The sequence below is a fragment of the Brachybacterium saurashtrense genome, from assembly GCF_003355475.1.
Lineage (GTDB): Bacteria > Actinomycetota > Actinomycetes > Actinomycetales > Dermabacteraceae > Brachybacterium > Brachybacterium saurashtrense.
The window spans coordinates 851550-878468 of the sequence record NZ_CP031356.1 but is presented as its reverse complement, the minus strand read 5'-3'; the positions used below and the strand labels follow the sequence as shown (position 1 = coordinate 878468).

The following is a 26919-nucleotide window of genomic DNA, read 5'->3' as shown; positions in this document are numbered from 1 at the left end:
TGTGGATGAACCGAGCGGACCGCCCGTCCCGCACCGCGGCGGACCCATCTCACCGGCCCACCGCCGGTCCGTGGCGTCGGCTACTCCGCCTCGAGCACGCTCGCTCCGGGTGCGGAGCCGCGCGCCACCAGGCAGGATTCTACCAGCGACGCCCCCATCAGACCGGCCGCGATCGACCGTGCCTGCGCCTCGTCCTCCACGAGCACCGCGATCGTCGGCCCGGAGCCGCTCACCACGGCGGCCGGCGCGCCGAGTCGCTCCGCCGCCTCCACCACGGGCTCCAGCCCGGGGTGCAGGGCGAACGCAGCCGCCTGGAGGTCGTTCTGCATCGTGTCGGCCAGCAGGTCGAGGTTCCCGCTGCTGAGCGCCTGGAGCTGCCGCTCATCGACCGAGGGCTGCCGGGCCGGCGTCCGTCCGGTCGCCTCGGCGATCTCGTCGAAGCGCCGGAACACCTCCGGCGTGGACAGATGCCCGCCGGGGACGGCGAGCAGCCACGTCCAGTCTCCGTGGGTCAGCACGGTGGTGAGCTCGGCGCCGTTGCCCAGACCCAGCGCCGTGTGCCCGAGCATGGCGAAGGGGACGTCGGCCCCCAGCCGTGCCCCGAGCTGTCGCAGGCGCTCGGATCCCAGGTCCAGGCCCCACAGCCGATCCAGCGCGACGAGCGCGGCGGCGGCGTCGGCCGAGCCGCCCGCCATCCCCCCAGCCACCGGCACCTGCTTGTGGATGTGCAGGGCGGCGCCGTCTCCCACGCCCGCCTCCGCGCGCAGGAGCTCCGCGGCGCGCAGCGCGAGGTTGGTGGCATCCAGAGGCACCGCGCCGGGCACCTCGGAGTCCATCGCCAGGCTCAGCTCATCGGCCCGCACCGCGGTGAGCGTCTCGTACAGATCCACGGCCTGGAAGACGGTGGCGAGTGCGTGGTAGCCGCGGTGGTCCACGGCGCCGACGCGCAGGGACAGGTTGACCTTCCCCGGGGCGCGCACCACCACCCGCTGCAGACCGGCCGCCATCAGCCGACCTCTCCCCGCGCCCGGGCGATCGCCCGGAAGGACTCGATCTCGAGGGTCTCCCCGCGGGCTCCGGGCTCCACCCCCGCGGCACGCAGCACCTGCTCGGCGCGGGCGGCGCTCCCGGCCCAGCCGGCGAGCGCGGCGCGCAGGGTCTTGCGCCGCTGGGCGAAGGCGGCGTCGATCACCGCGAAGACTTCCTCGCGCTCCGCCGCGGTGCCCAGCGGCTCCTCGTGGCGCACCAGCTCGACCAGCGCGGAGTCGACGTTCGGGACCGGCCAGAAGATGTGACGGGAGATCTTGCCGGCGTGCACGGCCCGCCCGTACCAGGCCGCTTTCACGCTGGGCCCGCCGTAGGTGCGCGAGCCGGGGCCGGCCGTGAGGCGGTCCACCACCTCGGACTGCACCATCACCACGGCGGAGCGGATCTCCTCGAAGCGCTCCAGGATCGTGAGCAGGATCGGGGTGGCCACGTTGTAGGGAAGGTTCGCGACCAGCATCGTCGGCGTCCCGGAGCGCGGCAGCGCGGGCAGCTCGGCGACGTGGAGCGCATCGGCGTGCACGAGGCGGAAGCGGTCTTCCTCCACGCCGCGGGCGCGGAGGGTGAGCGGCAGCAGCTCGGCGAGGCCCCGGTCCAGCTCCACTGCGGCCACGTCCGCCCCTGCCTCGAGCAGGCCCAGGGTGAGCGAGCCGAGGCCGGGGCCGACCTCCAGCACCGGCTGCCCGGCCTCCACGCCGGCCCGGGCCACGATCGTGCGCACCGTGTTGGGATCCACCACGAAGTTCTGCCCGCGCTGCTTGGAGGGCCGGATGCCCGCGGCCTCGGAGAGCTCGCGGATGTCCCGTGCGGTGAGCAGCATCCCGGCGCCGTAGGCGGTCATGCGGCCGCGCCCTCGGGCCAGTCGTACACGTCCACCGTGGTGCGGCGGATCGTGCGGCAGGCCTGCTCCAGGGAGGTGCCGGTCACCTCCGCGATCGTCGCCATCGTGAGCGGGATCAGGTAGGAGGAGTTGGGCCTGCCCCTGTACGGCACCGGGGTGAGGAACGGCGCGTCGGTCTCCACCATCACCCGCTTGAGTCCCACTTCGGCGAGCGCCTCCCGCAGAGCGACGGCGTTCTTGAAGGTGACGGTGCCGGCGAAGGAGAGGTACCAGCCGCGGTCCGCACAGGCGCGGGCGAACTCCGCGTCCCCGGAGAAGCAGTGGAAGACGGTGCGCTCCGGGGCGCCGTCCGCCTCGAGCACCTCGAGCACGTCGCGGTGCGCGTCGCGGTCGTGGATCTGCAGCGGCAGGCCGAGCTCCTTCGCCAGCGCGATGTGCGCCCGGAACGACTCGATCTGCGCGGTGCGGGCCTGCTCGTCCTTGCGCGAGGTGCGGAACCAGTCCAGGCCAGTCTCCCCCACCACCGCCATGCGGGGGCCGCGCAGCAGCGCGGAGACCTCGGCGATCGCGTCTTCCAGGCTCACCAGCTCCCGCCCCTCGTGGTCCTTCCCGCGGGCGTGCAGCGCCGCCTCGTTGGGGTGCACGGCGACGCCGCCGCGCAGCGAGGGCGGGCAGTCCTCGGAGGCCAGCAGGGCGGCGGTCCATCGCACCGCCTCGAGGTCCGAGCCGATGGTGATCTGGCCGTCGATGCCCGCGGCGGCCGCTCGCTGCACGTGGTCGTGCACGGTGAGCTGCTCGTCGCCGTCGGCGAAGTCGAGGTGGCAGTGGTTGTCGATCACCGGGGCGGGCAGGGGCGCGGGCGCGGGCGGCCAGGAGCGGTCGCGCTTCGCGCCGCGCGGGTCGATGGCCTCGCGGTCGCGCACCGGCGCGGGCGCGGCAGGGCCGGTGGGGGTCTCGTGCGGTGACGGCATGCGACCATCGTAGGAGGGCCGACGGGCGCGCCGGACCGTCCGGGCGGACCGGGACCGTGCCGTGACCGCGGCGGCACCGCCTCCCACCTCCGCCACGCAGCCTCCGCGCCCACCGCCCGACGCCGCGCGGTGTGCTAGCTCACCACCTGCAGGGAGGCGGGAGACGGCGAGATGTGGCAGGATAGGGCGTCGTTGCGCGTCCATTCGTGCACCCGAGCGCCCCGATCCCGCAGGACCGGGTCCGGGTCGCTGCTCGGGCGGATGCCAACGCTCGTTCATCCTCCGGACCGTCAAGGAGCGTCCCATGGCAGTGCCCAAGTTCAAGATGTCCCGTGCGCGCACGCACTCCCGCCGCTCGCAGTGGAAGGCCAACAACGCCGACCTCGTGCAGGTGACGGTCCGCGGCCGCACCGCCTCCGTGCCGCGTCGTCTGGCCAAGGCCTACCAGCGCGGTCTCCTGCAGATCGAGGACTGAGCGACGCGGGCCGCGCCCGCTCGCACAGCGCTCCGACGCCCCCGGCACCTGGTGCCGGGGGCGTCGTCGTGCGCGGGGACGGCGCCCCGCTCCGCGCCGCACCGGCGCGAGGCCCGCTCAGCGCTGCTGCAGCGCGAGATCGTAGAGCTCGCTCGCTCCCACGCCCTCGTGCGCGCGGGCGACGTCCTTCGCCGCGGCCTTGAGCCTCTCCCCCGCCTCGACGCGCTCCAGCACCTCCCCCACGAGGTCCTCGGCGCGGGCCGCGACGGGCTCCGCTCCGGCCACCACGATCACCACCTCGCCCAGCACCTCCTCCGCCTCGGCCCAGGCGGTGAGCTCGGCGAGGGTGCCGCGGCGCACCTCCTCGTGGGTCTTGGTCAGCTCCCGCGCCACGGCGGCACGCCGGGCGACCCCGAAGGCCTCCGCCATCGCGGCCAGCGTCGCGGCGGTGCGGCGCGGCGACTCGAAGAACACCATCGTGCGCTGCTCCTCGGCCAGCGGCGCCAGGGCGCTCGCGCGGCGGCCCTCCCGGCGCGGCGGGAACCCCTCGAAGGTGAAGCGGTCCGGCGCGATGCCGGAGGCGGCCAGCGCCGTCAGCACGGCGGAGGGTCCCGGCAGCACGGTGACCGGGTGCCCGGCCTCCGTGGCCGCCCGCACCGCGCGGAACCCGGGATCAGAGACCACCGGCATACCGGCGTCGGTGACGATCAGGACGCGCTGCCCGGCGGCGAGCGCCTCGAGCAGGGTCTCGGTGCGCTCGGCCTCGTTGTGCTCGTGGTACGAGAGGATCCGCCCGGTGGTGGTCACCTCGAGCTCGCGGACCAGGCGGGCGAGACGCCGGGTGTCCTCGGCGGCGAGGAGGTCCGCCTCGCCGAGGGCGCGCATCAGGCGCACGGAGGCGTCCAGCGGGTTCCCGATCGGGGTGGCGGCGAGAGTGAGGACTCCGGGCTCGAGCATCCCGCCATGCTAGCCGCGCGCATGCTCCGTCACCGTCGGCGCGGCACCCGCCCCGTCCCGGTCCCGCACCCGCCGGCTCCGGTCCCGCCTCCGCCGATGACCTAGCATGTGCGCGTGCCCACGGAGGAGGAAGCGAGCGACCGCGCCCATCGCGCCGTCGTCGACGTCGACGACGAACCCCGTGCGGTGCTCGCCGCGTACCGCCGACGGCTGCACGTCCCCGATCTGCCTCTCTCCCGTCTCGCCTGGGCGGGCGCGATGTCCCTGTTCGGCCTCGCGCTGGTGCTGCGGCTGTGGGGCCTGGGCACGATCGACGAGCTGATCTTCGACGAGACCTACTACGTCAAGGACGGCTACACCCTCACCCAGGAGGGCGTGGAGATGTCCTGGCCGGAGGAGCCGGACGCCGCCTTCGAGGCCGGGGACGTGGACTCCTACGACCCCGAGGGCGCCTACGTGGTCCATCCGCCGCTGGGGAAGTGGGTGATCGGGACGGGGATGACGCTGCTGGGGGCGGACACCGCCTGGGGGTGGCGGATCTCCTCCGCGGTGCTGGGAGCGGTCGCCGCGCTGCTGCTGGCGCGGATCGGCAGGCGCCTGTTCCGCTCCACCACCGCCGGCCTCATCGCGGGGCTGCTGCTCGCGATCGACGGGGTGACCCTGGTGCACTCCCGCACCAGCCTGCTGGATCCGTTCCTGATGCTCTTCGCGCTCGCAGCGTTCGGGGCGCTGCTGATCGACCGCGACCGCTTCCGGGAGCGGCTCGCGGTGGCGAGCGCTCAGCTCCACACCGCCTCCCTCGCCCCCGCGCCCCTGGGGGTCTCGGGCGGCCTGCGCCCGTGGCGGCTGCTGGCGGGTGTGCTGCTGGGCATGGCGTGCGCGGTGAAGTGGTCGGGGCTGTACTTCCTGGCCGTCTTCGGGATCATGACGGTGCTGTGGGACTGGTGGGCGCGGCGCACCGCCGGGGAGCGGGGCTGGCTGCTGGGCGGTCTGGTGCGGGATGCGATCCCGGCCTTCTTCGCGATGGTGGGCACGGCGCTGCTCACCTATCTCGCGTCCTGGGCGGGCTGGTTCTCCTCCCAGGTGGGGTACAACCGGCATCTGGCGGTGGAGAAGGGCGTCGCCACCGGCCACGGGGCGATCGACTCCCTGATCTCGCTGTGGCTGTACCACGTGCAGGCCTACGAGTTCCACGTGGGCCTCGATGCGGAGCATCCCTATGCCGCGAACCCCTGGGGCTGGCTGCTGCAGCTGCGGCCCACCAACTTCTACTACCGCTCCTACGAGTACGGGGAGCAGGGGTGCGAGGTCGCCAAGTGCGCCTCGCACATCCTCTCCGTCGGCAATCCGCTGATCTGGTGGCTGGGCACCCTCGCCCTGCTGGTGACTCTGGCGGTGGCGGTGCTGCGGCGCGACGGCCGCGCCTGGGCGGCGCTGTCGGGGATCCTCGCCGGGTACGTGCCCTGGCTGATGTACACGGAGCGGACCATCTTCACCTTCTACACGGTGGCCTTCGCGCCCTGGCTGATGCTGTGCCTCGCCTATGTGATGGCCCTGGTGATCGGCGGGAAGCGCAGCGATCGGGAGCGCCGCCTGGCCGGCGGGCTGTTCGTCGGCTCGCTGCTGGTGCTGATCGTGCTGGTCTCGGCGTTCTTCTGGCCGATCTGGACGGGGCAGGTGATCGATCTGGAGCAGTGGCGCTACCGGATGTGGCTGCCGTCCTGGACCTGAGCGGACGTTCTCGCACGGGGGCCGCCCGGCTACGATTGCCGCATGTCCCCAGACTCGGCAGACGCCTCCTCCGCGCTCCGCGCTCTCGCCCGCGATCTCGGGGTCAGCACCCGGTACTGGGGATGGGACGGGCAGCAGAAGGACGTCGCCGACGGCACCCTCCACGCGGTCCTCGCCGCGCTCGGCGCGCCGGTGGACTCCGACGCCGACATCGCCGCGGTGCGGCACGAGCGGGAGCGCGCCCCGTGGCGCCGCACGCTGCCGCCGGTGACGGTGATGCGCGAGGATCTCGCGACCAGCGTGCCGGTGCACGTGGAGCACGGCACCGCGGTGCGCCTGCACCTACGGCTCGAGGACGGCGGCCGCCGCGACCTCGACCAGGGCGAGGACCACACTCCCCCGTTCGACCTCGACGGCCGCCTGCGCGGCCGGGCCCGCTTCCACCTCCCGGCCGGCCTGCCGCTGGGATGGCACCGCCTGGTGGCGGAGACGTCGGAGGGCGCCGTCGAGGCCGACCTGGTGGTGACGCCGGCCCGGCTCACCGTCCACGAGGAGTTCGCCGCCCGGCGCGCCGTCGGCCTGCAGGCGCAGCTGTACTCGGTGCGCTCGGAGCGTTCCTGGGGCGTGGGCGACCTCGCCGATCTGCGCGATCTCGCCGCGATCGCCGGGGCCCGCCACGGCGCGGACTTCCTGCTGATCAACCCGCTGCACGCCTCGTACCCGACGCCCCCGGTCGAGCCCTCGCCGTACCTCCCCGTGACCCGCCGCTTCACCAGCGCGCTGTACCTGAGGGTCGAGGACGTGCCCGAGTTCGGCGCCCTCCCGGAGCACGCCCGGCAGCGGATCGCGCTGCTGCGCGAGAGCGTCGCGGGGTGGAACGGCCGCGCGGACCGGCTGGAGCGGGACGAGGTGCTGGCGGCGAAGCTCGCGGCGCTCGAGGAGCTCGCCGCGGTGCCGCTCACGGCCGGCCGCCGCGCGCTGCTGGACGCCTACCGCGCCCGGGAGGGGCAGGGGCTGGAGGACTTCGCCCTGTGGTGCGCGATCGCGGAGCAGGTGCGCGGCACCGAGGACGAGCCGCTCCTGCAGCATCTCGACGAGGAGGTGCTGGACCGGGCCCGTCGGGAGCTGACCGCGCGGATCGACGTCCACGTGTGGGTGCAGTGGCTGCTGGACGAGCAGCTGCGCGCCGCGCAGTCCGCGGCGCGCGAGGCGGGCATGCGGATCGGGGTCATGCACGACCTCGCCGTGGGGGTGGAGCAGGTGGGGGCGGACTCCTGGCGGCTGCAGGAGGTGCTGGCCTCCGGGGCGGCCGTGGGCGCGCCCGCGGACCAGTACAACCAGCAGGGACAGAACTGGCACCAGCCGCCGTGGCATCCCGAGCGCCTGCGGGAGGCGTCCTACCGGCCGTGGCGCGACATGCTGCGCACGCTCATGCGGCACGCCGGCGCCCTGCGGATCGACCACGTGCTGGGGCTGTTCCGGCTGTGGTGGGTGCCCGAGGGGCACGAGGCCGCCGACGGCGCCTACGTCGCCTACGACCACGAGGCGATGATCGGGATCCTGGCCCTGGAGGCGCAGCGCTCCGGCACCCTGGTGGTGGGCGAGGACCTCGGCACCTTCGAGCCGTGGGTGCGGGATCACCTGGTGGAGCGCGGGATCCTGGGCACCTCGATCCTGTGGTTCGAGGCCGACGGGGCGGGGCGCCCGCTGCCCGCCGAGGACTACCGCACCCTGTGCATGTCCTCGGTGAACACGCACGATCTGCCGCCCACCACCGGATACCTCGCCGGGGACCACGTCGCCCTGCGGCACCGCCTGGGGCTGCTGGAGCGGCCGCTGGAGGAGGAGCTCTCGGCCGACGCCGCCGGGCGCGAGCAGGTGCTGGACCTGCTGCGGGCCGAGGGGCTGCTCGCCGAGGGCGCCGGCCTCGAGGAGACGGTGATCGCGCTGCACCGGCATTTGGCGCGCACCCCGTCGCTGCTGCTGGGCGTCTCGCTGGTGGACTGTGTGGGCGAGCGGCGGATCCAGAACCAGCCGGGCACCGACGAGGAGTACCCCAACTGGCGGATCCCGCTCGCGGACCCCGCGGAGGTGCCGGTGGCGCTCGACGACATCGCGACCGACCCGCGCACCGCCCGCCTGATGGCGGCGGTGCACGAGGAGCTCAGGCGGCGCTGACGGTCTCCCACTCCGCGCGCCGCTCGAGGAAGGTGCGGGCCGCGGCCTGGGCGCCCTCGAGCGTGTGGTGCGCGCCCCAGCCGCACTGGATCTCGTTCGCGGCCGGCACCTCGGTGGCGGCGAGCAGGTCCCGCAGCGTCGCCTCGAGGATCGGGGCGAAGGCCTGGGCGGTGTGGTCGCCCACCAGCAGCACGTAGAAGCCGGTGCGGCAGCCCATCGGGGAGACGTCCAGGACGTCGCCCGAGTGGTTGCGCATGTGCTCGGCCATCAGGTGCTCGAGGGAGTGCACCGTCTCCGAGTCGAGGTGGGCGATGTTGGGCTGGGTGAAGCGCACGTCGAACTTGGTGAGCACGTCGCCGCCGGGCAGCTCCTTGCGATCTGCGATGCGCAGGTAGGGCGCGGCGACGGTGCGGTGGTCGAGGTTGAAGCTCTCCACGTTCATGCGGGGCTGCTCGGTCATGCTCGGGCTCCTTCGGGTGATGTCTTCTCAGGTGGTGCGGTCGCAGGTGGTGTGTTCTGGGTGCCGCGTGCGCGGCGGGCCGCCCGGCTCAACGGCTGGAGCGGGCGGTGCGGCCGCGCACCACTCCCACGAACTCCTGGCGCAACGGGTCGTCGGCGGCGCGCGGCCAGGCCAGGGCGATGCGGGTGGGCTCGCCCTCGCGCAGCGGCCGGGCCACGGCGTCCTTGCGATGGTGGAGCCGGGCCAGCGACAGCGGCACCCGGGTGTAGCCGATGCCGGTGGCGACCACGCCGATCCGCTCGGCGGCGTCGTCGGCGTGAGCGGCGGGGATCTCCGGCTCCTCGGCGAGGTCCTCGGGGCCCACCTCGTCGAGCAGGCTGAGCACGTTGTCGGTGCTCACCACGATCGCGGCGCGCTCCTCCCACAGCGGCACCAGGTGCAGCGCCGGGTCCTCGAGCGGCAGGCGCACGAAGCACATGTCGACCTCGCCGGAGCTCAGCGCCTCGTGCTGGCGCGAGAGCGGGGTGGGGACGAGCTCCAGCCAGGCATCGCGCCGGCCGGACTTCCAGCGGCGCAGGAAGCGGTCGGGCTCGACGCCGGGCACGAAGCCCACGCGCAGGGTGGTGGAGTGCATGGTCCCAGCCTACGACCCGTCGTGCCGTCGGCCGGTATGCGGGCCGACGACGGGCGCTCTCAGACCCTCGCCGAGTCCCGCGCGCAGCGCCGCAGGATCTTCGCGAACCTCTTGGGGCGCGACAGGTTCGCGATGTGCCCGGCGTCGTGGAGGATCACCAGCTCGCCGTCGCGCGCCGCGTCCAGGAACTGCTGCTCGTGGCGGCGGAACGGGTCGTGCTCGCCGTTGACGAAGGTGAGCGGCACGTCGATCGCGGCGACGTCCGCGAGCAGGTCCAGCCCGCCGATGAGACGCACCACGGAACGCACCACGCCGTGGGCCCGCCCGCCGCCGTAGTAGCGCTTCGCGGCCTTGCGGGTGTGGCGCCGGGCGAAGGAGCGCGCCACCCGGGCGTCGGAGTCCCCCGGCAGCCAGTCCTTCATCGTCAGCCACAGCCCGTACAGGCGGGCGGAGGCCGGTCCCGGCACCAGCGTGCAGTCCGCCGCGACCACGGCCGCCAGGCGACCGGGCCGGGTGCCGGCCCAGTGCAGGGTGAGGTAGCCGCCCAGCGAGAGCCCCACCAGCAGCGGCGGCTCCGCGCAGGCGTCGACGGCCTCGTCGATCGTGGCGAGCGCCTTCTCGAGGGTGAACGGCTCCCCGCGACGGCGGCCGTGCCCGGGCAGGTCCGGGGCGATCACCTCGAAGCCCTGCTCGCGGAGTCGGCGGCGCTGCCCCTTCCACATGGTGCGGGAGGAGCGGACGGCGTGAACGAGGACGATGCTGCGGGTCATCGGGCCGGCTCGCGGGCAGCGGTCATGGAGCGATCGTAGCGAGTCGGCGGCCAGGTCCGTGCGGCGGCGGGCCCTCCCGCACCGCGGCGACCTCCTCCGCGGGGGTACAGAAATCCCCCCTGGCCATGTGACCAGGGGGGATACTCGGTGGACCTAGCGGGAAGCTTGTCGAAACTTACCCCGTCGCTGGTTCGCATGGGCTCGATGCATTGGTCGATCCGCGGCCGTCGGCCCCAGCCTCGTCCCCTCGAGCCGCGCGCCCGGAAGCTCCCTCGCGTGAGTGAGGAGATGCTGGTTCGAGCAGAGGCACGCTATGCGGCGGGTGCCACGTTACGAGAGATTGCGAAGGAACTCGGACTTGGACGGGAGCGACTGGCATCGCTGCTGCGAACGCGGGGGTGCGCTTGCGGCGTGCAACGCCGTCGGACATGGAGGTCCGGGAGATGGTCCGCAGGTACGAGTCGGGTGAATCACTCGATCGCGTGGGGTCATGTCTCGGGTTCTCGGCTGGGACTGTGCGGAATCACCTTCTGCGTGCCGGGGCGGTGCTGCGCGATACGCATGGGCGCTAGTCAACAGTCGTGTCCTGAGGCCGAAGTCGTGCGAGCGCCGGGAAGCGGCGTAGCAGGGCTTCGGCCTCGGATTGGACGTGTCCACGGGCTCGGGTGGCACGAAATACCAGGGGGGCGATCTGGTCGCGGCGCCAGTGCCCGTAGCGCTGTGGACGTCTGATGGCTCGGTCCCACTTCGACACGGCGCCTTTGGGGAGTTCTGCGATGAGCGAGTCGATCAGGGCGGGGTCAAGACGATCACAGACCTCGACCCATGCGCCGAGGTTGCCGAAAGGGCTAGACGTGTTGTTACTCAAGCCCTCGATCATTCCGCCTCGGTTGGCAACCGCTACCTCCAGTGCGACGTCGGCGTCGTGCTCGGCGAGGCGCACTACAACAGCGACGGCCCAGCCCCAATGGTGGTGATCGAGTCCAAGATTGCATCGCCCCGGGTCTGTTAGAGGCTCGCAAGTGCCGCGTCGGCGGTCGCCGGCACGGTCTGGTGGCGATGGTAGTTCTCCTCGAGCTCGACGGGCGGGATCATGCCGATCTCGCCGTGCAGGCGGCGGTGATTGAACCAGTCGATGTACTCCGCGGTCGCGATCTCGAGCTCGTCGATGTTCTTCCAGGGCCCGTGGTTGCGGACCAGCTCCGCCTTGAAGAGCGAGTTGAAGGCCTCGGCCAGGGCGTTGTCATACGAATCGCCGGTCGAACCGACCGAGGCCACTGCCCCAGCCTCGGCGAGGCGCTGGGTGTAGCGGACGGCGACGTACTGGACCCCCTTGTCGCTGTGGTGCGTGAGCCCGGAGACGTCCTGGCCTGCGTACTCACGGGTCCAGATCCCCATCTCCAGCGCGTCCAGGGCGAGGTCGGTCCGCAGGGACTGCGACAGCTGCCAGCCGACCACACGGCGGGAGAACACATCGATGACGAACGCGGCATACACCCAGCCCGCGAACGTGCGGCAATACGTGATGTCCGCGACCCATAACTGGTTCGGGGCCGTCGCGGTGAAGTCGCGTTTGACCAGGTCAGCGCGAGTGTCTGGGCCGTCGCCCGGAGTCGTGGTGCGTGGGCCTTTCTCTCGGCTGATGCCGCGCAGCCCGTCGGCTCTCATCAGTCGTTCCACGGTGCAGCGCGCGACCGCGATGCCTTCCCGGCGCAGCTGAGCGTGGAGCTTCTTCGCGCCGTAGACCCCGAAGTTCTTCGCGTGCACGCGCCGGATATAGACCAGCAGTTCCTTGTCCCGGATCGCTCGCTTCGAGGGCGGGCGGGTCTTGAACGCGTAGTAGGTGCTCGGCGCGATCTGGGTGCCCGCTGCGGTGAGCGTGCGGCAGATCGGCCAGGCGCCGAACTCGTGCTTGTGCTGGTCGATGAACGTCACGATCATCGCGGTGGGCGGTCGAGCTCCGCTGCGAAAAAAGCCGAGGCCGACTTCAGAATCGCGTTCGCCCGGCGCAGCTCGCGCACTTCCTTCTCCAGCTCAGCGAGCCGCTCGGCGTCGCTGGTCGTGGTCCCGAGTCGGTGGCCCTCGTCGATCTCGGCCTGCACGACCCAGTTCCTCAACGTTTCGGGCTTGATCCCGAGCTGCTCGCCCACACGGCGGAACGTTCCCGACCTCGTCGCTGGATCCCGTCGCGCGTCCACGGCCATCCTCGTGGCCCTCTCCCGAAGTTCATCGGGGTACTTCCTCGGTGCTGCCATGCTCCTCATCCTCCCGTGGGATCAGAGCCTCCACCAGACCCGGGGCGATTCACCGGTGAGGACGTTGTGGACCCGGATCGACCCGTCCTCTCTGAGGTGGAGGACGACACCGCCGAGCGCCTCGATACTGATCTGATCTTCGACCGACAGCGACCACAACGGCTGGTCGTCGGGGTCGTAGGCATACAGCCCGGCCTCGTCGAAGATCACCAGTATCCCGGCGCTGGAGTCCACCGCCTCATCCTGCGCGGTCTCGCTGACCACAATGCCCGCTCCGAGATCGATGAGCACACCGGTGGTATCTGAGGTGGAGAGGAGGGCGAGCCCGTCGGCCGGCGTCGCGTGCAGGGCAGCGCTGACTGTCGATGCGGTCCAGCCGTGCTTGGCCAGTTCGATACGCCACAACTCTTGTGCCGTAGTGGTGTCGCGGGCGATGAGAGCGCCCTGTTGGGCCGGTAGGACGGTGCCGTGGTACTCGCCGATGATAGGAACTCCTTGAGCGTCTGCTTCGGAGGACGCTATGGCGGCGGTGCCCGCCCGGGTCGAGCGCGGCCCGTGGTCCGGCCTCGCCCATGTATCTCTCCGGGGGTGCGGCGAAGACCAGGCCGGGACCCTGGTATAGGCCGGACGCCTCGACCGGGCCCCACGGCGCAGCCGTCGGGGGCCTGGAGGAATCTTCCTCCAGGCCCCCGCTTGGCCTCAGCGTCCGAAAAGACGTGAGAAGAACCCGGATGACGGCTCCTTCTCGTGGCCTGGGCAGCGGTCGGCGGGTCGCACCCCGGCCATGACCTGGTCGACGTGTTGACCGCATCCGGCCCAGGTGGTCTTTCCTCAGGTGCGGCAGGTGACGGCTCGGCACATGAGTGTCTCTCCTTCGGCGTGGGTGAGAGGTCTGGTGGTGTTCAGGCGAGGGTGAGGAAGAGCTTCTCGAGGTCGTCGGCGGTGAGGCCGTCGCGGGATTCGCCCGTGTCGGGGCCTGCCAGGCAGTCCTCCATCGCGGTGGAGACGACGAGGAAGCCGGCCCGGTTGAGGGCGTGGGTGACGGCGGCGAGCTGGGTGACGACGTCGCGGCAGGAGGCGCCGTTCTCGACGGCGGCGATGACGCCGTCGAGTTGTCCGCGGGCGCGGCGCAGCCGGTTGAGGACCTTGCGCTGGGCTTCCGGCTCGGGTGTCGTCATTGCGGTGTCTCCTGGGTGATCGGGGCGGTGGCGCCCGCAATGTCGCGGGCGTCGGGGACGGGCAGGTCGGGCGTCTCCGCGTGACCTGCCCGGAACGCGGTCGGCGTGCTGGGACACCAGCCGGTGACCGCCATGAACGCGACGCCTGCCGCGACCGCAGCCGCGGCGATCGCGGGGATCGGGCCGGGCGGGAACATCGAGACGGCGAACGCCCCGGTCAGCAGAGCGACGACGCCGCGGGCGAGGCGTTCGCCGGGCCCGGTCGCGCAGACGATCCGGCGGGGTGTGCGCTCACGCATGCTGCATCACTCCCGGCGCGACGAGGACCGTGTCCGCGTCCGGCCCGAGGGCGGCGCGGAGGGTGAGCACCCCACCGGACAGCGATGCGGAGTCGAACCCGGACTGCGCCAGGACCCGGTGAGCGATCGCGGAACGCACCCCCGACGCACACATCACCCGCACCGGACGGCCAGCGGCGGCGTCACGGACCTCGTCGAGGCGGTCCCGCAGCTCGATATGTGGCATGTGAAGGGCTCCGGGGAGCACGCCCGTGGCGACCTCGGCGTCGGTGCGGACGTCGAGGATCAGCGACCGCTCCCGCACCCCCTCGAGATCGCGGGCATCCCACAGGGCAAGGGTGCCGGTCAGGACGTTCTCGCCGAGCATCCCGGCGAGGTTGATCGGATCCTTGGCCTGCCCGTACGGGGGCGCATAGGCGAGGTCGAGGTCGATGAGGTCGTCCACGCGCATGCCGGCGCGGATCGCGGTGGCGAGCACGTCGATGCGCTTGTCGACCCCGTCCGTGCCATGCGCCTGGGCGCCGAGGATGCGCCCGTCACCGGCGTGCACGTGCACGGTGAGGTGCACCTGCGCGGCGCCCGGGAAGTAGCCGGCGTGCTGATTGGGGTGCAGGTGCAGTGTGTGCGCGGGGATCCCGGCATGATCGAGCTCGCCGCGGTTCGCGCCGGTCAGCGCGGCAGTGAGATCGCCGACGCGGATGATCGCGGTGCCCAGCGGCCGCGGCAGCGGGCGGGCGGTCTCGGGGCGCAGGATGTCGTCGGCGATCAGGCGCCCGGCCCGGTTGGCGGGTCCGGCGAGCGTCACCGGGCGGCGGGCGCCGGTGATCGGGTCGGTGCTCACGGTCGCGTCGCCGACCGCCCACACGCGCGGGGCGCTGGTGCGGCCGTGCTCGTCGGTGACGATCGCGCCGTTCTCGCAGGTGATGCCCGCCTGCTCGAACACCTCGGTGTCCGGCCGGACGCCGGCGGCGAGCACGATCAGTCCCGCCGTGATCGTCGTGCCGTCCGACAGGGTGAGCGTGTCCTCATCCATACCGGGTTCGATCCGCTGGACGGTGGTGCCCGTGCGCACGTCGATGCCGAGACGCTGGAGCTCCCGCGTGACCGGCCAGGCGTGCTCGGCCTCCAGCGGGGGAAGCACCTGGGCGGAGCGCTGCACGAGCGTGGTCGCGATGCCCTGCTGGGCGAGGGCCTCGGCGGCCTCGACGCCGATGAACCCGGCACCGATCACGATCGCGCGCGCCGCCCCGCCGGTGACGCGGCCGCGCAGCGCCAGGGCGTCGTCCACGGTGCGCAGGGTGCGCACTCGTGGCGAGTCGATGCCGGGCACGTCGGGGCGGACCGCGGCTGCACCGGGTGAGAGCACGAGCGCGTCGTACCCGATCTGCTCCACTCCGACCGGGGTGCGCACGGTCAGCTCGCGAACATCGGTGTCGATGCCGATCATGACGTGCCGGGTGCGCACGTCGAGGTTCAACGAGGAGCGCAGTCGCTCGGGCGTCTGCACCAGCAGCGCCCCCGGGTCGGTGATCTCTCCGCCCACGTAGTACGGCAGGCCGCAGTTGGCGAAGGAGACGTGCTCCCCGCGGTCCAGGACGATGATCTCTGCGGTCTCGTCGAGGCGGCGGGCTCGGGCGGCGGCACTCATGCCTCCGGCGACCCCGCCGACGATCACGAGCCTCATCGCGCGGTCTCGCTCGGAGTCTGCTCGGCGAGCTTGGTACGCACCTCGTCCATGTCCAGGCCCCGGACTGCATCGATCAGCTGGTCCAGGCCGCTGGCGGGCAGGGCGCCGGGCTGCGAGAACACCATGATGCCGTCCCGGAACGCCGCGAGGGTGGGGATCGAGGTGATCTGGAACATCGCGGCGAGCTCCTGCTCCGCCTCGGTGTCGATTTTCCCGAACACGATGTCGGGATGCTGCTCGGAGGCCTTCTCGAACACGGGGGCGAACATGCGGCACGGGCCGCACCATGCCGCCCAGAAGTCCAGCAGCACGACCCCCTCCCCCGCGATCGTCTCCTCCAGGGTGTCCTTCGTGATCTGTCGTGTCGTCATGCCTTTATCATATACCCCCGGGGGTATCTGTGGGCTGTGGCGCCCGACTCGGCGACAGAGGCAGCAGTTGCCCGCGCGCGCGAAGGGCAGCACAGGACGACGGCGCCGGTCATTCCGAGCCGGCAGCGAAATGGTCGGCGACGAGGTCGACGGTGCGAGCCTGGATCTCGCGGGAGTGGCCTGTGACCACGAGCATCAGTTCATCGGCGGCCGTCGCGGCGTGCAGACGTTCCAGCGCCGCTCCCACCTCCACTCCTGTGCCGTGAAGAACGTTGTTGGTGTACGCCTCGAGCACCTGCCGTTCCTGCGGTGTCGGCGAGTACTGCGCGACCTCCTCGGGAGGCAGAAGCGCGAAAGGCTGCCGGGTGAACATGCGCAACATCGCCATGGCAGACGAGGTCGCCTGTCGACGCGCCTCCTCGGCGTCGTCATGCGCCGCGGCACTCACGCTGACCAGCACATAGGGCTCCGCGAGTGCCACCGAGGGCCGGAAGTTCTCCCGATACAGGCGGAGGGCTGTGGTGATGTCCGCATCACCGAACTGGAGGGCGAAGGCGTACGGGCGCCCGAGCCGCGCCGCGAGCTGCGCGGAGTGCGGGGATGAGCCGAGGATCCACAGGTCGGGCCCGACAGACGGGAATGGAACACGGTTCTGCGCAGCCTGCCATGGACCGGGGACCGCGTGAACATGTCGGTAGGGGTGCCCGTCCGGGAAGTCGTCGGAGAGGAACCCGATGAGCTCGTCGACCTGCTGCGGGAACTCATCGTTGGCCGCGTGATGCCGGCGCAGCGCCGCGGCGGTCGCGGCGTCCGTGCCGGGTGCCCGGCCGAGGCCGAGATCGATCCGACCCGGTGCCAGAGCCTCGAGCATGCCGAACTGCTCGGCGATGAGCAGCGGCGCGTGGTTGGGGAGCATCACTCCCCCGGCACCGAGGCGGATCCGCTCGGTTTCGCGGGTGAGGGCGGCGAGCATCATCTGCGGGGCAGACGTCGATGCAGCCGGCATGGCGTGGTGCTCGGACATCCAGAATCGCCGGTAGCCGCGGCGTTCGGCCCGCTGCGCGAGCGTGACGACCTCCTGCAGCGCGTCATGGGCGGTCTGACCGACGCCCGTGAACGCGTTGTCGAGGACAGACAGGGCGAAAGGAGCGGATCCGAAAGCGGTATGGGCAGTCATGGAGGCCAACCTCGTATCTCACGTGTACTTGAACGATTATGCGTGAGATCGACGGTAGCAGATCCTCACGGAAACTCCCGATTGATAACATGAGGCCATGACTGCCGCGCCTCTTCCCCCCGCGCCGGGGACCTCCGATCACATGAGCCTGGCCCTCGCGGACACGGTCGTCACGCTCGGCTCCGGCGAACGGGTGGACGAGCTCGACAGCCCCGAAGCGGCCACGCAATGGCTCATCGACCAGGATCTGGCCCCGGAGACGACGGCATTGCTGGCGTACTGCCAGAGTCGGCTTGCCGGGCTGCGCGAGGATCTTCGCGCCGTCATGCACGCACAGGTCGCCGGGGAGGTTCCCCCGCGAGAAGCCCTCGAGAACATCAACAGCGCCCTGGTCGCGGCCCCCAGCGCCCGCATGCTGCATCACACGGTGGATCGCGGCCTTCACCGTGTGCCGATCCACCCGCTCACGCAACTGGTCGAGCATGCCATGGCGCAGATCGCCGAGGACGCGGCGGACCTGCTCACGGGCCCAGAGGCCGGCCGGCTCGCTCTGTGTGGCGCCGCCCCCTGCGACCGCTTCTACTTGCGCACGCACGGACGGCGACAGTGGTGCAGCACACGGTGCGGCGACCGGGTGCGCGCCGCCCGGTCGTATGCACGTAGCAAGGGCGGGCAGCACGGGCGGGCGTGAGCGACTGTACGCCTCAGATCACGCCCGCCTGGGTCCCGCCGGCGCCCTGCGCGAAGCGCTTCCTGTAAGAGGTCGGTGTGGTGGCGTAGGCGGCGGTGAAGCGCTGCCGGAAGGTGACGGGGCTGGCGAAGCCGACCGCTCGGGCGACCTCGGCGATGCTCAGCTCGCTCTGCTCGAGCAGCGTCCTGGCGGCATCGAGCCTGCGCGCCCGCAGCCACGCGGCCGGCGTGGCGCCGGTGGCCGCGTGGAAGCGGCGCGCGAAATGGCGCGGGCTCATGCGTGCGTGGGCGGCGAGGTCGTCGACCCCCAGCGGGCGGTCGAGGTGCTCGAGGGCCCACCGGCTCGTCGCCGACAGGGCATCCTCCTCCGGGACGGGAGGGAGCGGCTGGCGGATGTATTGCGCCTGCCCGCCCTCCCGGTGGGGCGCGATGACGATGTGCCGGGCGATCTGCGTAGCGGCAGCGGCTCCGAGCCGATCGCGGACGATGTGCAGACAGGCGTCCAGCCCCGAGGCGGTGCCGGCCGAGGTGAGGACGTCACCGTGGTCGATGTACAGCGCCGAGGCATCCACGGGCACGCCCGGATGGCGCGCCGCCAAGGCGTCGGCGGCGGCCCAGTGTGTCACGGCAGCGCGCTCGCCGAGCACGCCGCTCGCGACGACGGGGAACGCCCCCAGGCACAGGCCCACGACCATCGCACCGCGCTCGTGCGCATCCCGCACCACCTCCAGCAGCTCGTCGCCCGGTGCCGAGAGGTCGGCGTGCCAGGAGGGGAACACCGCGATCTCCACATCTCGGACCGCTTCTGGCCCGGCGGGCACCTCGATCCGTTGCCCCTCAGCGGTCCGTATCGCCGCCCCGCTTTCGCTCCACACGACCGGTTCCCACCCCTCCCCCAAGCCCTGGCGTGCGACCTCGCCGAACACCAGCAGCGGGGCGGCGAGGTGGAACAGGGAGATGCCGGCGAAGGCGTGGACCGCGATCTTCACGTGTCTGATTCTCATCGAAGATGGTCGCTTCCGCCACTCACCGTGTCGGACGCGTCGTGGCGACGATGGTAGAGACGGCCGATTCGCGCCGTCGCCCCGCTCACCGACTGAGGAGTACACCATGTCCGCACCGCGTCGCGCCGTGATCGTGATCGACGTCCAGAACGAGTACTTCACCGGGTTGCTGCCCGTGCAGTTCCCCCCGCGCGAGGACTCCCTCGCCCGCATCACCGAGGTGATCGACACCGCCGCCTCGCAGGGCCTACCCGTCGCCGTGGTCCAGCACAAGTTCCCCGAGGGTGCCCCCGTCTTCGCTCAGGGGTCCGAGGGCTGGCAGCTGCACCCGCAGATCGCCGAGCGGGTCCGCCCGGAGTGGAAGCGCTCGGTGAAGAACGTCGCCAGCGTCTTCGCCGACGACTCCCTCGTGGAGTGGCTGCGTGAGAAGGAGGTCGACACCGTCACGCTGGTGGGTTACATGACCAATAACTGCGTCATCGGCTCCGCGGCCGCCGCCGAACCGCTCGGCATCGCGGTCGAGGTGCTCTCCGACGCGACCGGTGCGATCCACCTCGCGAACGAGGCCGGCAGCGCCTCGGGGCAGCAGGTCCACGAGACGCTGATGGCGCTGCTGCACTCCAACTTCGCCGCCGTCGCCACCACCGAAGCCTGGACGAAAGCGCTGGGCACGTCAGCCGCCCTGCCCAAGAGCGACCTCGGCTCTTCCGCCGTGCAGGGTCGCGAGACCTACGGCGACGCCCCCACGCACGCCTGACTCTCGTCGCACGGGCGGCGCTTCGACATCTGCGTCGGCGAACCCGGCATCGGGGGCTCGGCGGGCCGGTCCTGGTGAGGTGATCAGGATCGGCCCGCCGTCGCCTCACCCCGCTGCGGTGCCGGTGCCCTCGAGTCGGGGTGCCGAGTCGGGGACCATAGCGGTCAGGGTGCGCTGGCGCAGGTCCTCGGAGACCTTGCTGGGGTGGCCGGCGTCGAACGGCGGCTGGGGGTCGTATTCGATGGCGAGCTGGATCATCTCCGCGGTCTCCCGACCATGGAGCTCTCCGGCGAGCCAGAGCGCGAAGTCGATTCCGGAGGAGACCCCGGCTGCGGTCGCGATCTTCCCGTCACGCACGATCCGGTCGTGCGGGCGGGACTGGGCGCCGAAGTTCTTCAGCATGTCCTGCGCGGTCCAGTGGGTGGTCGCGGGTCGTCCGTCGAGGATGCCTGCGGCGCCGAGGACCATCGCTCCCCCGCACACGGAGGTGGTCCAGCTGGTCGTCTCGTTGACCTGCCGGAGCCAGCCGGTGAGTTCCGGGTCCTCCATCGCGGGACCGGTGCCGGTCGAGCCGCCCGGGACGAGCACGAGGTCCGGGTCAGGCACGTCGGCGAAGGAGTGCGTGGCGATCACCGAGAGGACGCCGCTGTCGGCGACCACGGGTCCGGCGGTGTTGCTGACGAACACCATCTCCGTGTCGGGCATGAGGTTGAATACCTCGTAGGGGCCGATGACGTCCAGGGCGGTGAAGCCCGGGTAGAGCACGAGTGCGATCTGCATCTATCTCTTCTCCTGATGTTGTGCCGGGATCCGGCGGGTGGTCTGGAAGCGGCGGCGGTACTCCGCTGGGGAGAGATCGAGGACGCGGGCGAAGGCCCGGCGCATGGTCTCCTCGTTGCCGAAGCCGCTGCGCGCGGCGATCGCCGCGTGGCCCAGGTCGGTCTGCTCCAAGTGTCCACAGGCGAAATCGACACGGACGCGCTCGACAAACCTGCCCGGAGTGGTGTGCATTTGCTCGGCGAAGAGACGTCCGAGGTGCCGCTCGGAGATCCGTGCCCGCTCAGCCATGACCGAAAGTCGATGATCGGCGGCAGGGTCCGCGACGACCTCATCGATGACGGTGCGCAGCGGCGACTTGGCGGGGATTGCGTGCTCCATGCGTGCGGAGAACTGCGACTGGCTGCCGGGACGCTGCAGGAAGAGCACCAGCTCGCGGGCGACCCCGCGGGCGAGGGCCGCGTCGTGGTCGGCTTCGACGAGGGCGAGGGCGAGGTCCATACCGGCGCTCGCCCCGCCCGAGGTGAACACGTCCCCATCCTGGATGAAGATCCGGTCCGGGCTGACGCGGACGTCGGGGTGTTCCCGGGCGAGTCGCCCGCCGGCCATCCAATGCGTCGTCGCGGCCCGTCCGGTGAGCCACCCGGCGGCGGCGATGACGAAGGCACCAGTGCACACCGACCCGCGACGCCGCGCACACCGCCCGACATCGTCGAGCGCGGCGAGCAGCTCGGCGGATTCCGCTGCGACGTGACACCCCCGACCTCCTGCGACCAGCACGGTGTCCACGGGATCGACCTGCTCGGCAAGGGGCCCATCGACGTCGAGTCGCAGACCGGAGTCCGACCGCACCGACTGCCCGTCGCCGGAGACGATCCTTACGCGGTAGCCACCACCGTCCACGAGGTGCCGGGCTGCGGTCGCAAAGACCTCCGCCGGACCGACGACATCGAGCATCTGCACACCGTCATAGACGACGATGACGACCAGACGCTCCCGCTGCATATCTCCAGCCTCGCCGCGCGACGTCATGTCGGCAATGACGTGATCCCCTCGGATCCGGACATCACCCGGCAAGCCGTGGCGAGGGCGCGGTAGCCGTGAGGAGGTATCCGCTGTAGGCGTGTTTCTCCGACACGACGATGAGACCCGCTTCTCCTGCCATGCGTCCCAGCCGGTGCGGTGGGCCGCCCGAGGGCGGCGTGAACGCGCACACGAACCGGCCGCCTGGGCGCAGCACACGGACAACCTCTCCCAGCCCGTGAGAGATATCGGGCCAGAAGTGCAGGTTGTCGATCGCCAGGACTGCGTCCACCGATTCCGCGCGGACCGGAAGCTGCGCTGCCGTCCCGTGCACGAGCGTCATCCGGCCTGCCTCGATCGCGGCCCGGTTCCGCTCCCGGGCGTGCCGGTGCATCACCGTGGAGGGGTCCACGCCGGTGACGTGTCCGGCACTGACCACGGCGGCCAGACGCTGCAGTGCGAGGCCTGGTCCGAAGCCGATCTCCAGGACCTGCCCGTCGGAGGCGGGATCCAGCGTCGCGACGGCCTCGTCGGCCATGGCCACGCCGGTTCGGGCCATCAACTCCGCTCCGGCGTGCCCGGCCGGACCCTCCGGGCGGACGAACATCCGATACATGTCCACCCTCAGTGCCCGGCGGTGACCTGAGGATCGGCGCGGAGCACGTCGACGAGCGGTGTCGCGGGCCGGCCGATCAGGCTCTCGAGCACGCCCGGCTCGCCGTCCAGCGCTCCGGCTGCGATCCCGGCATCGACCGCGGCGAGGAACCCGGCAATCTCCTCCGGCATCCCTGCCGCCGTCAGCACCGCGACCAGGTCGTCGGACGCGTGTGCCTATGCGGTGACCCGGGTGCCGGTGACGTCCGTGATCGCGGCGGCGAGACCCGCGTAGGTGAACGCGGAGCCGGCGAGCTCGTAGACGCTCTCCGGCTGGTCTGTGAGCATTGCGGCGGCTGCCGCCTCGGCCAGGTCGTTCCGGGTCGCGGCAGCGATGCGCCCCTCCCCCGCGGCGTGGTGGATGATGCCAGCGGCAAGGTAGCCGGGTGCCGCGGACGTCAGGTTCTCGGTGTACCAGCCGTTGCGCAGGAACGTCGCTGGCAGGCCGGACTCGGTGATCACGGACTCGGTGGCCTTGTGCTCGGGTGCGATCACCAGCGGCGTGGTGTCTGCCCGCAGCAGCGAGAGGTAGAACAGATGCGCGATCCCCTGTTCGCGCGCTGCGTCGACGACGGCGGTGTGCTGCGGGATGCGCCTGCCGATCTCGCTGCCCGAGACCAGGAGCAGCCGGTCCACGTCCTGCAGTGCGGCGGCGAGGGTCTCCGGCCGGTCGTAGTCGGCCTGCCGCACTGCGATGCCGTCGGGGACGGTCGCCCGCTCGGAGGTGCGGGCGAGCGCGACGACGCGTTCGGGTGGGACACCGCGGGCGAGGAGGTGGTCGATGACCAGCGGCGCGAACTGTCCGCTGGCTCCGGTGATGGCGTAGGCGAGCATGTGAGGTCCCTTTTCGACGAAGCAGAGGAGAGGCCCGAGGTGGCGGACACATTCACCGCCAGCGGCGATCGGAAGCGGTCGGTTCCGCCTCCGGCCGTCGCGCGGTCCTTTCGGGCCTCCAGCTGGTCAGGCGTAGGTGAGGCGGTCGGCGAGGCCTGCTTCTTCGAAGGTGCGGGTGAGGTCCTCGCGGGTGCCCTGGAAGTGGGCCCAGCCTTCGAAGTGCGCCGGGATGACCCGGCGGGCCTGGAGGGCGCGGGCGATCCAGGTGGCCTGGGTGTTGTCGATCGTCACGAGCTGGGCGTCGAGCATCGGCTTGTGACGTACCCCGCCGATGAACAGGATCGCCGTGTCGATCGGGGCGCACCGGTCCGCGATCTGCTGGACGTAGTCCAGCGACGCGTTGTCCCCGCTGACGTACACGCTGGGGTGTCCCGGCGCGGTCAGCAGGAAGCCGACCACGTCGCCGGAGACCGGTTCACTGCCTTCCGGGCCGTGGCGCGCCGGGAGACCGGTGACGGTCACGACGGTGCCGTCGGGCGCGGTGAGGGTGGCCTCGTCCCAGAACGCCAGGCCCTTCGCGTTGCCCCCGAGGCGGCCGGCGCCGCTGATGGTGGTGAACACGACCGGCACGCGGGGCAGGAACGCGCGCCCGGAGCGGTCGAGGTTGTCGTCGTGCTCGTCGTGGGAGAGCAGGACGGCGTCGATCCGGCCGACCTCGTCCGTGCCGAGCGGGGAGCCGCTGGTCTTGGTCATCGCGTAGCCCGGCATCACCGGGTACTCGCCCGGCTCGTCGAAGGTCGGGTCGGTCAGGATCCGCAGGCCGGCGTACTCGATGAGCACGGTCGGTCCGCTGAGGACCTGGACGGGGACGTCGATCGTCGGGGTGGTGTTCATGAGTGGTCTCCTCCTGATCGGATAGGATGCATCGACTACAGATTCTTCCATGGAATACGAATGGGTGGCGCGGCCGTCGGGGCTGGAGCTCCCGGATGAGGTGACCGATGACGGACCTGAAGCGGCTGTATCACGATCTGGTGCGGTTCGAGACCGAGCTGTGGGCCGCGGTGGATGCGCGCCTGCGCCGGGACTGCGACCTGCAGCTGACGTGGTTCGAGATCATGCAGCTGCTCGACCACCGGCCCGGCCTGCGCGTGCAGGACATCGCGACGGAGTTCGTGATCACCGTGGGCGGCACCAGCAAGGTGGTCGACCGGATCGAGAAGGCGGGCTACTGCCGCCGCAAGCCCAACCCGCACGATCGCCGCTCCGCGCTCCTCGTCCTCACCAGCACAGGGAAGGAGAAGCTGGGCCTCGCGGCACCGGTGTTCGAGGACGAGCTCGAGCGGCGTTTCGGCGCGGTTCTCGGCGGCGCCGAGCTGGACCGCATGGCCACAGGATTGAAGCTGCTGCGCGCCGGGGCGTTCGGCACCGAGCAGCTGACCGCCTGACATCATTGCCGGGGAAGCGACTGCCGGGGAACGGAAAGTGGCGTCCTGCGGCGTGGAGGAGTACATGAGCATCGACCACAGCACACTCGAGTCCCCGATCATCCCGGGATCGCCGGTCGCCCCGGGCGCGATCCATGTGCAGGGTGCGCGGGTGCACAACCTGAAGAACGTCGATGTCGAGGTGCCCTTGCAGCGGCTCGTCGCGATCGCCGGCGTGTCCGGTTCGGGGAAGTCGTCCCTGGCGATGGGCGTGCTGTATGCGGAGGGGTCGCGGCGCTACATCGAGGCCCTGTCGACCTACACGCGCCGCCGCATGTCGCACGCGACCCGGGCGGCTGTCGACTCGGTCCGGCATGTTCCGGCGGCGCTCGCGCTGCGGCAGCGCCCCGCAGTGCCCGGGGTGCGGTCGACGTTCGGGACGTCCACCGAGCTGCTCAACGTGCTGCGGGTGATGTTCTCCCGGCTCGGCTCCCACCTGTGTCCGAACGGTCACCGCCTGGATCCGACGATCGACGTCGCGGCGAACCTCGACCTGGCGTGCCCGGCATGCGGGGCGGTGTTCTACCCGCCGGGCGCCGAGGTGCTCGCGTTCAACTCCGACGGCGCCTGCGAGACCTGTTCCGGCACCGGGACCGTGCGTGAGATCGATGACGGCACGCTCATCCCCGACCCGACCTTGACGATCGAGCAGGGCGCGGTCGCGCCGTGGAAGATGTTCGGCCTGACGGTGATGCCCCAGGTCGTCGCCGAGTTCGGCGTGCGCACCGACGTGGCCTTCGCCGAGCTCACCGACGCCGAACGCGACATCGTGCTGCACGGGCCGGAAGAGAAGGGCCACATCACGGTCCCGACGAAGAACGGCAAGATCTTCGAGCTCAACTTCACCTTCCGCAACGCGCGCCTCGCCGTCCAGGAGGCGATGGACAAGGCCACCACCGAGAAAGGGCTCGCGCGGGTCAACCGGTTCATCACCGCCCAGACCTGCCCCGCCTGCCGCGGCACGCGCCTGTCGGAGAAGGCTCGGGGCACCCGGGTCGCCGGCATCGACCTCGCCGCAGCCACCGCGAAGACCCTGGATGAGGCCATCGACTGGGTCGCCACCGTTCCCGACACCCTCCCGGTCGAGATGCACCCGATGGCGCGCATGATCACCGGGCAGTTCACCGAGATGGCCCAGCGCCTCGTCCAGCTCGGGCTGGGCTATCTCGCCCTCGACCGCGCCAGCTCCACCCTGTCCACCGGGGAACGCCAGCGCGTACAGCTCGCCCGCGCCGTGCGCAACCAGACCACCGGGGTGCTGTACGTTCTCGACGAGCCGTCGATCGGGCTGCACCCCGCGAACGTCGACGGACTCATCGGCGTCATGCGCGATCTGCTCACCGACGGGAACTCCGTCGTCCTGGTCGACCACGACGTGCAGGTGCTGCGGGAAGCGGACTGGATGATCGAGATCGGGCCCGGCTCCGGCGCCGAGGGCGGCACCGTCCTCGCCACCGGCACCGTGGCCGACATCGCCCAGCACCCCGAGTCGCTGATCGGCGGGTTCCTCGACGGACGCGAGCCAGCGATCGTGCGCGAGCGCATCGCGGAATCCGAGGCGTTCGCGCGGGGCGCGATCGAGATCACGACCGCACCGATCCACACCGTCCACGCCCTCCACGCGCGCATCCCCGTCGGATGCCTCACCGCCGTCACCGGCATGTCCGGATCGGGGAAGACCACCCTCGTCCTCGACAGCCTCGTCCCCGCCCTGCGCGCGACCGCAGGCACGGGCCACCACCCAAGCCACGTCACAGCGCTCGAGACGGCAGGGATCACCCGGGTGGATGTCGTCGACGCGACACCGATCGGCACCAATGTGCGGTCCACGGTCGCGACGTACAGCGGTGTGCTCGATGACCTGCGCCGCGCCTGGGCGGCCACCGACGACGCACGCTCACGCGGCCTGACCGCCGCGGACTTCTCCTACAACACCGGCTCCCTGCGGTGTGTCCGCTGCGAGGGCACGGGTCAGGTCGTCCTCGACGTGCAATTCCTGCCCGATGTGGACATCCCCTGCCCCGACTGCCACGGCACCCGGTACTCCCCCGCAGGCCACGCCATCACCCGTCCCACCCCCGACGACGATCGGATCTCCCTCCCCGATCTCCTCGGGCTGACAGTCCGCCAGGCGATCGCCGAGGTCGGGGACCTGGGGAAGGTGCGACGCAAGCTACAGACCCTCATCGACCTGGGGCTCGGGTACCTGACCCTCGGCGAGGACACTCCCGCCCTGTCCGGAGGGGAAGCGCAGCGCCTCAAGCTCGCCACCGAGCTCGGCCGGGACCAGTCACAGACCCTGTTCGTCCTCGACGAACCCAGCGTCGGCCTCCACCCCCTCGACACCCGGGTGCTTCTCCAGGTGCTGGAGCGGCTCCGCGCCCGCGGGGCGACGATCATCGTCATCGAGCACGACCTCGACATGATCGCCAACGCCGACCACGTTATCGATCTCGGCCCCGGCGGAGGAACACGAGGAGGACGCATCGTCGCCACCGGAACACCGGAGGACGCCGCGGCATCCGACGAGAGCGTCACCGGACGCTACCTGGTTTCGCTCCTCGCCGCGAACGGGCGTCGGTCCGCTCCGGCGGATGGCCTCCGAAGCTGACGGTGTCCCGCGCCATCCGGCCGCTGCGGGAAGCACTGATGCCGGCACTCGATG

27 protein-coding genes, 1 pseudogene and 1 other annotated feature are annotated in these 26919 nt (G+C 71.5%); of the genes and pseudogenes, 7 read left to right on the top strand and 21 right to left on the bottom strand.

Going from position 1 to position 26919, the window contains the following annotated elements:
* Positions 1 to 80 precede the first annotated feature (80 nt).
* From DWV08_RS04020 to DWV08_RS04010, 3 genes are read right to left on the bottom strand one after another with little or no spacing between them, the layout of a single operon-like run.
* The gene (locus tag DWV08_RS04020) at positions 81 to 1007 is read right to left on the bottom strand and encodes a 4-(cytidine 5'-diphospho)-2-C-methyl-D-erythritol kinase (protein ID WP_115412627.1); all 927 of its coding nucleotides are present in this window, start codon (positions 1005 to 1007) and stop codon (positions 81 to 83) included.
* Positions 1007 to 1885: a 16S rRNA (adenine(1518)-N(6)/adenine(1519)-N(6))-dimethyltransferase RsmA gene (rsmA, locus tag DWV08_RS04015; protein ID WP_115412626.1), complete on the bottom strand. Its 879-nt coding sequence runs from the start codon at positions 1883 to 1885 to the stop codon at positions 1007 to 1009. Before rsmA ends, DWV08_RS04020 begins: the two co-directional genes overlap by 1 nt.
* The gene (locus DWV08_RS04010) at positions 1882 to 2856 is read right to left on the bottom strand and encodes a TatD family hydrolase (RefSeq protein WP_162801491.1); all 975 of its coding nucleotides are present in this window, start codon (positions 2854 to 2856) and stop codon (positions 1882 to 1884) included. Before DWV08_RS04010 ends, rsmA begins: the two co-directional genes overlap by 4 nt.
* A gap of 304 nt (positions 2857 to 3160) precedes the next feature.
* Between DWV08_RS04010 and rpmF the strand changes: the two genes are divergently transcribed.
* A complete protein-coding gene (gene rpmF, locus DWV08_RS04005; protein WP_096799564.1) occupies positions 3161 to 3331 on the top strand; it encodes a 50S ribosomal protein L32 in 171 nt (56 codons plus the stop codon).
* Positions 3332 to 3448: 117 nt separating this feature from the next.
* On the opposite strand, the gene rsmI is transcribed toward rpmF, so the two are convergent.
* Positions 3449 to 4288, bottom strand: a complete 840-nt coding sequence (gene rsmI, locus DWV08_RS04000; protein ID WP_115412624.1) for a 16S rRNA (cytidine(1402)-2'-O)-methyltransferase — start codon at positions 4286 to 4288, stop codon at positions 3449 to 3451.
* A 114-nt stretch (positions 4289 to 4402) separates the two neighbouring features.
* On the opposite strand from rsmI, the gene DWV08_RS03995 reads away from it, so the two are divergent.
* Together DWV08_RS03995 and malQ are read left to right on the top strand one after the other, a co-directional pair.
* Complete coding sequence (locus tag DWV08_RS03995) at positions 4403 to 6019, top strand: dolichyl-phosphate-mannose--protein mannosyltransferase (RefSeq protein ID WP_241237448.1); 1617 nt, start codon at positions 4403 to 4405, stop codon at positions 6017 to 6019.
* 42 nt (positions 6020 to 6061) lie between these two features.
* Positions 6062 to 8197 carry a 4-alpha-glucanotransferase gene (gene malQ, locus DWV08_RS03990; RefSeq protein WP_115412622.1) on the top strand — a complete coding sequence of 712 codons (2136 nt, stop codon included), beginning with the start codon at positions 6062 to 6064 and terminating at the stop codon, positions 8195 to 8197.
* Here the strand turns inward: malQ and DWV08_RS03985 are convergent.
* The 10 genes and pseudogenes from DWV08_RS03985 to DWV08_RS03940 all read right to left on the bottom strand — a co-directional run bounded on the left by DWV08_RS03985 (position 8184) and on the right by DWV08_RS03940 (position 17028).
* A complete protein-coding gene (locus DWV08_RS03985) occupies positions 8184 to 8657 on the bottom strand; it encodes an S-ribosylhomocysteine lyase (RefSeq protein WP_115412621.1) in 474 nt (157 codons plus the stop codon). The two genes, malQ and DWV08_RS03985, sit on opposite strands and share 14 nt — an antisense overlap.
* 88 nt (positions 8658 to 8745) lie before the next feature.
* Positions 8746 to 9291 carry a LysR substrate-binding domain-containing protein gene (locus tag DWV08_RS03980; protein ID WP_115412620.1) on the bottom strand — a complete coding sequence of 182 codons (546 nt, stop codon included), beginning with the start codon at positions 9289 to 9291 and terminating at the stop codon, positions 8746 to 8748.
* A 59-nt stretch (positions 9292 to 9350) separates the two neighbouring features.
* Positions 9351 to 10061, bottom strand: coding sequence for an alpha/beta fold hydrolase (locus DWV08_RS03975; RefSeq protein WP_115412619.1), 711 nt, complete (start codon positions 10059 to 10061; stop codon positions 9351 to 9353).
* A gap of 1008 nt (positions 10062 to 11069) precedes the next feature.
* Positions 11070 to 12316, bottom strand: a pseudogene (locus DWV08_RS03970) (IS3 family transposase).
* Positions 11910 to 12038: a sequence feature (AL1L pseudoknot), on the bottom strand. Its footprint overlaps the pseudogene before it by 129 nt.
* Positions 12317 to 12337: 21 nt before the next feature.
* Positions 12338 to 12721 (bottom strand): hypothetical protein, encoded by a 384-nt coding sequence (locus DWV08_RS03965; protein WP_115412618.1) that lies wholly within the window; start codon positions 12719 to 12721, stop codon positions 12338 to 12340.
* Between the two features lie 497 nt (positions 12722 to 13218).
* A complete protein-coding gene (locus DWV08_RS03960) occupies positions 13219 to 13494 on the bottom strand; it encodes a metal-sensitive transcriptional regulator (RefSeq protein ID WP_115412617.1) in 276 nt (91 codons plus the stop codon).
* On the bottom strand, positions 13491 to 13793 hold the full coding sequence (locus DWV08_RS03955) for a YgaP-like transmembrane domain (RefSeq protein ID WP_115412616.1): 303 nt from the start codon (positions 13791 to 13793) through the stop codon (positions 13491 to 13493). Before DWV08_RS03955 ends, DWV08_RS03960 begins: the two co-directional genes overlap by 4 nt.
* The gene (locus DWV08_RS03950) at positions 13786 to 15477 is read right to left on the bottom strand and encodes an FAD-dependent oxidoreductase (RefSeq protein WP_115412615.1); all 1692 of its coding nucleotides are present in this window, start codon (positions 15475 to 15477) and stop codon (positions 13786 to 13788) included. Before DWV08_RS03950 ends, DWV08_RS03955 begins: the two co-directional genes overlap by 8 nt.
* Complete coding sequence (gene trxA, locus DWV08_RS03945) at positions 15474 to 15851, bottom strand: thioredoxin (RefSeq protein WP_115412614.1); 378 nt, start codon at positions 15849 to 15851, stop codon at positions 15474 to 15476. The genes DWV08_RS03950 and trxA overlap by 4 nt, the downstream gene beginning before the upstream one ends.
* A 109-nt stretch (positions 15852 to 15960) precedes the next feature.
* Entirely contained in the window at positions 15961 to 17028 is a 1068-nt protein-coding gene (locus DWV08_RS03940) for an LLM class flavin-dependent oxidoreductase (protein WP_115412613.1), read from the bottom strand.
* 142 nt (positions 17029 to 17170) lie between these two features.
* Between DWV08_RS03940 and DWV08_RS03935 the strand changes: the two genes are divergently transcribed.
* Complete coding sequence (locus DWV08_RS03935) at positions 17171 to 17719, top strand: CGNR zinc finger domain-containing protein (protein WP_244923659.1); 549 nt, start codon at positions 17171 to 17173, stop codon at positions 17717 to 17719.
* A gap of 13 nt (positions 17720 to 17732) precedes the next feature.
* On the opposite strand, the gene DWV08_RS03930 is transcribed toward DWV08_RS03935, so the two are convergent.
* A complete protein-coding gene (locus DWV08_RS03930; protein WP_115412611.1) occupies positions 17733 to 18707 on the bottom strand; it encodes a GlxA family transcriptional regulator in 975 nt (324 codons plus the stop codon).
* A 121-nt stretch (positions 18708 to 18828) separates the two neighbouring features.
* Between DWV08_RS03930 and DWV08_RS03925 the strand changes: the two genes are divergently transcribed.
* Positions 18829 to 19479 carry an isochorismatase family protein gene (locus DWV08_RS03925; RefSeq protein ID WP_115412610.1) on the top strand — a complete coding sequence of 217 codons (651 nt, stop codon included), beginning with the start codon at positions 18829 to 18831 and terminating at the stop codon, positions 19477 to 19479.
* 105 nt (positions 19480 to 19584) lie between these two features.
* Here DWV08_RS03925 and DWV08_RS03920 read toward each other — a convergent pair whose 3' ends face one another.
* The 6 genes from DWV08_RS03920 to DWV08_RS03900 form a co-directional block, all read right to left on the bottom strand.
* Entirely contained in the window at positions 19585 to 20259 is a 675-nt protein-coding gene (locus DWV08_RS03920) for a DJ-1/PfpI family protein (RefSeq protein WP_115412609.1), read from the bottom strand.
* Positions 20260 to 21288, bottom strand: coding sequence for a GlxA family transcriptional regulator (locus tag DWV08_RS03915; RefSeq protein WP_241237454.1), 1029 nt, complete (start codon positions 21286 to 21288; stop codon positions 20260 to 20262).
* Positions 21289 to 21322: 34 nt separating this feature from the next.
* On the bottom strand, positions 21323 to 21895 hold the full coding sequence (locus tag DWV08_RS03910) for a class I SAM-dependent methyltransferase (protein WP_115412607.1): 573 nt from the start codon (positions 21893 to 21895) through the stop codon (positions 21323 to 21325).
* An 8-nt stretch (positions 21896 to 21903) separates the two neighbouring features.
* On the bottom strand, positions 21904 to 22065 hold the full coding sequence (locus tag DWV08_RS17025; protein WP_241237455.1) for a hypothetical protein: 162 nt from the start codon (positions 22063 to 22065) through the stop codon (positions 21904 to 21906).
* Between the two features lie 45 nt (positions 22066 to 22110).
* A complete protein-coding gene (locus DWV08_RS03905; protein WP_241237456.1) occupies positions 22111 to 22767 on the bottom strand; it encodes an NAD(P)H-binding protein in 657 nt (218 codons plus the stop codon).
* A 126-nt stretch (positions 22768 to 22893) separates the two neighbouring features.
* Positions 22894 to 23661 (bottom strand): MBL fold metallo-hydrolase, encoded by a 768-nt coding sequence (locus DWV08_RS03900; protein WP_115412606.1) that lies wholly within the window; start codon positions 23659 to 23661, stop codon positions 22894 to 22896.
* Positions 23662 to 23768: 107 nt separating this feature from the next.
* Between DWV08_RS03900 and DWV08_RS03895 the strand changes: the two genes are divergently transcribed.
* Both DWV08_RS03895 and DWV08_RS03890 read left to right on the top strand, forming a co-directional pair.
* Complete coding sequence (locus DWV08_RS03895) at positions 23769 to 24215, top strand: MarR family winged helix-turn-helix transcriptional regulator (RefSeq protein WP_115412605.1); 447 nt, start codon at positions 23769 to 23771, stop codon at positions 24213 to 24215.
* A 64-nt stretch (positions 24216 to 24279) separates the two neighbouring features.
* Positions 24280 to 26865 carry an excinuclease ABC subunit UvrA gene (locus tag DWV08_RS03890; RefSeq protein ID WP_115412604.1) on the top strand — a complete coding sequence of 862 codons (2586 nt, stop codon included), beginning with the start codon at positions 24280 to 24282 and terminating at the stop codon, positions 26863 to 26865.
* Positions 26866 to 26919 lie beyond the last annotated feature (54 nt).